The organism is Bacillota bacterium (genome assembly GCA_012837335.1).
Classification (GTDB): domain Bacteria; phylum Bacillota; class Limnochordia; order Darwinibacteriales; family DTU012; genus DTU012.
The window spans coordinates 1-5,995 of sequence record DURM01000048.1; the positions used below are offsets into that span (position 1 = coordinate 1).

9 protein-coding genes are annotated in these 5,995 nt (G+C 49.0%); 5 read left to right on the forward strand and 4 right to left on the reverse strand.

Annotated elements, in window-relative coordinates:
• Positions 1–790: S-methyl-5'-thioadenosine phosphorylase (gene mtnP / locus GX019_06150; protein HHT36744.1), on the reverse strand; the 790-nt coding region annotated here is incomplete at its 3' end.
• A gap of 102 nt (positions 791–892) precedes the next feature.
• Between mtnP and GX019_06155 the strand changes: the two genes are divergently transcribed.
• Positions 893–1,204 carry a hypothetical protein gene (locus GX019_06155; GenBank protein HHT36745.1) on the forward strand — a complete coding sequence of 104 codons (312 nt, stop codon included), beginning with the start codon at positions 893–895 and terminating at the stop codon, positions 1,202–1,204.
• On the opposite strand, the gene GX019_06160 is transcribed toward GX019_06155, so the two are convergent.
• From GX019_06160 to GX019_06170, 3 genes are read right to left on the reverse strand one after another with little or no spacing between them, the layout of a single operon-like run.
• Entirely contained in the window at positions 1,185–1,430 is a 246-nt protein-coding gene (locus GX019_06160; protein ID HHT36746.1) for a DUF3006 domain-containing protein, read from the reverse strand. The two genes, GX019_06155 and GX019_06160, sit on opposite strands and share 20 nt — an antisense overlap.
• 11 nt (positions 1,431–1,441) lie before the next feature.
• Positions 1,442–2,467: an MBL fold metallo-hydrolase gene (locus GX019_06165; GenBank protein ID HHT36747.1), complete on the reverse strand. Its 1,026-nt coding sequence runs from the start codon at positions 2,465–2,467 to the stop codon at positions 1,442–1,444.
• A 29-nt stretch (positions 2,468–2,496) separates the two neighbouring features.
• On the reverse strand, positions 2,497–3,273 hold the full coding sequence (locus GX019_06170) for a ParA family protein (GenBank protein ID HHT36748.1): 777 nt from the start codon (positions 3,271–3,273) through the stop codon (positions 2,497–2,499).
• Between the two features lie 227 nt (positions 3,274–3,500).
• Between GX019_06170 and safA the strand changes: the two genes are divergently transcribed.
• The 4 genes from safA to GX019_06190 all read left to right on the forward strand — a co-directional run bounded on the left by safA (position 3,501) and on the right by GX019_06190 (position 5,956).
• Entirely contained in the window at positions 3,501–4,439 is a 939-nt protein-coding gene (safA, locus tag GX019_06175; protein ID HHT36749.1) for a SafA/ExsA family spore coat assembly protein, read from the forward strand.
• Positions 4,440–4,502: 63 nt separating this feature from the next.
• Positions 4,503–4,736, forward strand: coding sequence for a hypothetical protein (locus GX019_06180; protein ID HHT36750.1), 234 nt, complete (start codon positions 4,503–4,505; stop codon positions 4,734–4,736).
• Between the two features lie 63 nt (positions 4,737–4,799).
• Positions 4,800–5,123, forward strand: a complete 324-nt coding sequence (locus GX019_06185; protein HHT36751.1) for a DUF1622 domain-containing protein — start codon at positions 4,800–4,802, stop codon at positions 5,121–5,123.
• A gap of 146 nt (positions 5,124–5,269) precedes the next feature.
• Positions 5,270–5,956, forward strand: a complete 687-nt coding sequence (locus GX019_06190) for an FMN-binding protein (protein HHT36752.1) — start codon at positions 5,270–5,272, stop codon at positions 5,954–5,956.
• The last annotated feature ends 39 nt before the right edge of the window (positions 5,957–5,995 follow it).

The window sequence follows — 5,995 nt, forward strand, 5'->3', positions numbered from 1 at the left end:
AATCCTGCATGCCCGGAAGAGAAACATTATCCCCGCTGCAGGTGCATTTCGTTTCACCAGCCACAGCTGCTAAGCTGTCCAGAGCAAGCCGGCGCACATGGTTCATGTTTTCGCTCATAATGGCGCTTACCTCATCGTGAGACAGAGCCGCCCCTGCCATCCCGGCGCCCATATTGGTCACCACACAGATCGTTGCATAGCAGATCCCCGCTTCTCGTGCCAGCACTACTTCCGGCACATTGGTCATTCCCAAGACATCGCCACCGAGCATTCCCGCCATCCTAACTTCAGCAGATGTCTCATAGCGGGGGCCTTCGAAGCAGACATAGCAGCCGCGCTCATGGATCGCGAGCTTCATGCTCCGCCCCAGCTCCACGATTATCTGTCGTAAAGTCTGGCAGTAAGGTTCAGTAATATCCACATGAACTACGGGAGTGTTTTCCCCATCGAAAAAGGTAAATGGCCTTTGTTTGGTAAAATCGATAAATTGGTCAATCACAACAAAGTGACCGGGACGCATGGCGGGATTGGCTGAGCCAACAGCGTTGGTTCCGATGATGTACTCTACTCCCAAGGATTTTAGCGCCCAGATAATACCCCGGTAGTTAATTTGATGGGGCAGAACTGAATGCCCACTGCCGTGGCGGGCTACAAAAGCTATTTCGCTGTTCTGATAAACTCCTACAGTTACGGGGACTGGTCCATAAGGGGTCTTAACATCAATGCTGCGGGGGGTGTCCAAGAGCATGGGATCGTAAACTCCCGTTCCCCCGATCACTGCTAACCGCATCGGATCATCTCCTCCAGCATTTCAATTTTCAAGCAGGTTTTTTCAGAATACTTGTATAAGTATATAAGTGCCCAATCCACACCCAAGAAGAAAGGAGGCTCTATGTTTCACTTTCTTCTTATATCCCTGGTACTGCTCTTGGCAGCCGCACCGAACTTCTTCACTACCGAGTACTTTATCATCGATGCAATCACTGATGAAGTAATCGCATTGGAGCCAATGGACGCATCTGCAGGAGAGCTAATCTACCACCGGCAGAGCAACTCTGAGTTGGAAGAAGGACAAGTTGTGGAAGCAAAAATGGCCGGAGGCCGCATCTATCGGCTTACTCCGGATCCAGTAAAAACAGAGCAGCGCCGAGGGGAAATCCAAGCAATCCTAGCCAGGCTTCGCACTACTTCTGATTGCGATTAGCCAGTCGCTCTAGGATTGAGGTGACTCTCTCCCGGGCAGATTTGGTTGCTTCAGGATCAATCTGCCAGTTAGCGGTGAGATAGTCACCTTCTTTTAATTCCTGTGGAAGCAGCACCCGCGGCATTTCCACGGTATAATACCGCTTTTGAGAATTGTGGTCGGGATCAAAGCATTGCAGTACCGCAATCTCTCCTTCAAAGCGATCAACAACAGCCTGCCACTTCATAGCACCCCTCCTCAGTCTACGTAGAAGTATTCCCGAATCTTCTCAAGGGTCTTTTGACCGATTCCGGTGATGTTGATTAAATCATCGACAGAATTAAATCCGTACAGGGTCCGATAAGCGATTATTCGATCAGCCAGCACCTTCCCGATTCCGGGCACCTGCTGCAGCTGCTCAGCTGAGGCTGTTGTCAAGTTGATTCTGATGGTGCCGGTCTCCACACTTACGCGGCCGTTACTGACATTCACCGTTATGGTGCCGTGGTAATCGGTGCGGTAAACCTCGGCCCCAGCTGCCTGATAGCGCTGAACTACCACCGCATCGGGATGATCGTAGCTGTTGCCTTCCTTCACCTGAATTACAGCAATCTTAGGCCCCACAGCATCAATAAATTCTTGATGGCTGGAAGTATTGCTGCCGTGATGGGGCACTTTGATAATATCCGCGGTGAGATCCGCCTGTTCCTTCAGCAGCTGCGCTTCAGCTGTTTTTTCAATATCGCCGGTAAATAAGAAACCAACTCCATCTACATCCATCCGCACCACAATCGAATTATTGTTAAGATCACTGCCTAAAGGCTGGCTGGGATGGAGCACCTGAATGCTGTCAATGCCCGGAATTTCGATCTTAACACCTGGCTCGGCCAGCAGAAAGGGTATGTCCAAGCTCTCGATTAACAGCAGCAGCCGCTCGTACAGCTGCGTAGTATGTACCTGATAATTAGAATAAATCCGTTTAACTGGAATCTGTTCCAAAACCGGAACCAATCCGCCGATATGATCCGCGTGGGGATGGGTCATTACCACCGCATCAATTTCTTCAATTCCCTCCGCCTGAAGGTACGGAACTACCACTGAAGTGCCCATAGCTTGGACTCCTGCGTCAATCAGGAGCAACCCTCCCGCATGGGAACGAATCAGAATGCAGTCTCCCTGCCCTACATCAAGAAAATCTACCTGCACCTGCGCTGCAGCGCTGACCTGAGTAAGTATCAGCAGCAAGGTGATGATGACAAGAATTCTGCGCCGCACTTGGTTCAACGTCTCTTCATCCTTTCTTCAGCAAAACTTCAGCTTGATCTGCGCAGCTTAAGTTTGACCAAATCCCGCGCAAGCTCCCGGTAAGCAAGAGCTCCGGGCACCTGCACTTTGTGCTCAAAAATCGGCATCTGCTCCCGGGCGCTTTCAGCAAACCGAATGCTGCGGTCAACTTGATAAGGGAAAATGTAGATATCTTTAAACTTCTCTTTGAGAATGCTGATTACTTCTTTGGCATGCTTAGTGCGGGTATCAAACATGGTCGGCAGAAGGCCGGCAATCTCCAAGGAGCTGTTGAGCTGCCCCCGAATTTTAGCCACCAGCTTAAGCAGAGCCATGGTGCCTCTCACGCTGAGAAACTCACAGGAAACCGGAATAATGACCTGATCAGCAGCGGCCAAAGCGTTCATGGTAAGGATGCCCAGCGAGGGCATGCTGTCAATGATAATAAAATCATAGCGGCTTCTGACCTGGTTCATCACCCTTGTTAAGCGCCGCTCCCGCGCGGGTGCATTTAAAAGCTGCATTTCCGCCAGAGCTAAATCAATATTAGCCGGCAGCAGCTCAACACCGTACTTGGTGGTGAGGATCAGATCATGCACCGGGATATCCCGGACCAAACAGTTGAAAATTGTCTGCTCCAGCTCATCTGGTTCAAATCCAGCATGATAAGTTAAGCCTGCCTGGGGATCAAGATCAACAAGCAAGACCCGCTGACCGATATCCGTTAAAGCCACACCAAGGTTAAATGTAGAAGTGGTTTTCCCTACGCCGCCTTTTTGATTGGCCATTACAAAGATTTCGCCCACACCGCTTCCTCCCCGAACGGCAGATTTTACAATTCTACTTCGTGATCAGCGGCGAATTCCCCTCCCCATGGGAACAGAAAAAGGTTCGTGAAATTTTCATCAAAACAACTTGATTTATTGATCCGGATTAGATAAGATATTTGCGGTTGTAGCAATCAGCCCCCAAGCTTCATAGGATAGTAACAGCTGTTGGATAGCTATTATCCTAAAGCAAAGGGGGATAAAAGTTGGATAATGTAGAGAAGAACACCGAAAACTGCCAAAACTGCGACGATAACATCACAGCTGAGCAGTTTACATGTCCGCCGAATACATTTGCTTATACAGTCCAGCCCGGTGATACCATGTTTACGATTGCCCAGCGGTTTGGGGTTAGTTTAGACGCATTAATCGCAGCTAATCCGCAGATCCCGGATCCCAGCGAGATTCAGCCGGGTCAAATTGTCTGTGTACCGCAGACATCAGTGGTCTGTCCGCCGAACACATTTCCGTATATAGTCCAGCCGGGCGATACCATGTTCACCATCGCCCAAAGATTTGGCGTAAGTTTGGATGCACTGATCGCAGCTAATCCGCAGATTCCGAATCCGAACCAGCTTACACCCGGCCAGACAGTCTGCGTACCCACTACACCTGCTCCGGGACCGTGTCGGCCAAATACTTTTGCCTATACGGTGCAACCCGGTGACTCCATGTTCTTAATTGCGCAGCGCTTCGGTGTGAGCCTGAATGCCTTAATCGCAGCTAATCCGCAGATTCCGAATCCAAATCTGATTCTGCCCGGACAAATTGTCTGCGTACCAACCGGCACACAGCCTCCACCGGATGGATGTCCGCCGAACAGTTTCGTCTATATTGTGCAGCCCGGCGATACCATGTTCTTGATCGCGCAGCGTTTTGGCGTAAGCTTAGATGCTCTAATCGCAGCTAATCCGCAGATTCCTAACCCGAACCAAATCCGGCCGGGTCAAAGAATCTGTGTGCCAAGATCACCCGGCGCATGCCCACCCGGATCAACCCGCTACACCGTGCAGCCGGGAGACAGTATGTTTACTATTGCCAGGCGGTTCGGAATCAGCCTTGACGCGCTGATCAGAGCTAATCCGCAGGTCAGCAATCCTAGCCTGATCTTCCCCGGACAGCAGCTCTGCATACCGCCAAGATAAACACCTGATTACTCCTAAGATTTCCCGGATATACTAAGGGAAATCTTAGGAGGTGCAATAAATATGATTTCAGCAGAGGTTTCCCTATATCCAGTCGAGACTGCGGACTCGGATCAAGTGATCGAGGAGTCCCTCCACGCGTTAGCGGATTATCATCTCCAGTACGACATCGGCTCCTTGAGCACCCATCTCCACGGTGAAAGCGACCAGGTCTGGTCCGCTCTCCGCCGGCTGCATGAGCGGGCTCAAGCATTGGGGCATGAAGTTATGATGGTGGTGACTATCTCCAATGGATAAAAAGCCTCTGCCAGCAAGAGGCTTTTTTATTTTTCAAACTAAATGGACAAGGAGGTAAAGAACATGGCGCAAGTGCAGGAAATCATTACAAATATTTCTCTCATTCTCATCTATATTATCGAGAGTATTGGCATTCTGATCATAGCTTATTCTGCTATCAAAACCTTTCTTCGCTACTGCCAGCTGAGATTTAAAGAACCGGGCGGCGAACTCAAGCTAATGCTGGCTCACGGTATGACCTTGGGCCTAGAGTTCCTGCTCGCCGGTGAGATTCTCAAAACAATCGTAGCGCGCGATATCACAGAACTGCTGGCTGTAGGCGGTTTGGTAATCATCCGCGCACTAATCACACTGCTGCTCCACTGGGAACTTAAGAATGGCAACTAAGTCCGCCTCACCAAGGTGGACATTTTTTATTGATATTTTTATCAAAAACTAGTTTTTATGATTGACTGTTATATCAAAAAATGTTAATCTATTAATGGGTTGGTTGGTGAATGTGTTCACAGAACATATTTTGGGGAGGAAAAGTTATGAGAAAAACATTAGTATTTGCTCTTATGTTGATGTTGTTAGTAACAAGTGCAGCTTCAGCTGCCAACTGGGTTGACGGAGAATACGAAGCTTGGTCCGATGCAGGCAGAAACAGCATTGGCTATGCGAAAGTATTTATCGAAGATGGTAAAATTGCTGCTATTATCCTCCGCGAGTATACCAGCAAGTTAGTTGAAAAGGACTTTGCCGTTTATTCTTGGGAAGAAGCTAGAACCGCGGTTCAAACCCTGGGCGCTCAAATGGTAGAAATTCAAGGTACCGATGTAGACATCGTTTCCGGAGCTACCAGCAGCAGCACCATGTTTAAACAAGCTGTTGAAAGAGCACTTCTGAAAGCTGATCCCGACGCTAAGCTCGGTAAATATTTTGACGGCGTGTTCTTAGGCAGATCTCACTACACTGCCCGCGGTTACTACGAGGTTGTGAGAGTAACCATTAAAGATGACAAGATCCAAGAAGTTACTTTCGAAAGAATTAATCCCGACTACTCAGTTCTTGATCCGGCCGATTACAACTGGCCGTTAGAAATGGCTTGGCTGCAGTACTCCAATCTTGCAAAAGACGCTGAGCCGGGTTACGTAGATGTTATTTCTGGTGCTACCGGAATCACTTTAACCGGTAACATTGCAGTTCGCGATGCATTATCCAGAGCTTCAACAAAATAACAGCAGCATTTGAACCAATCAAACCCATTACGAGGGAGC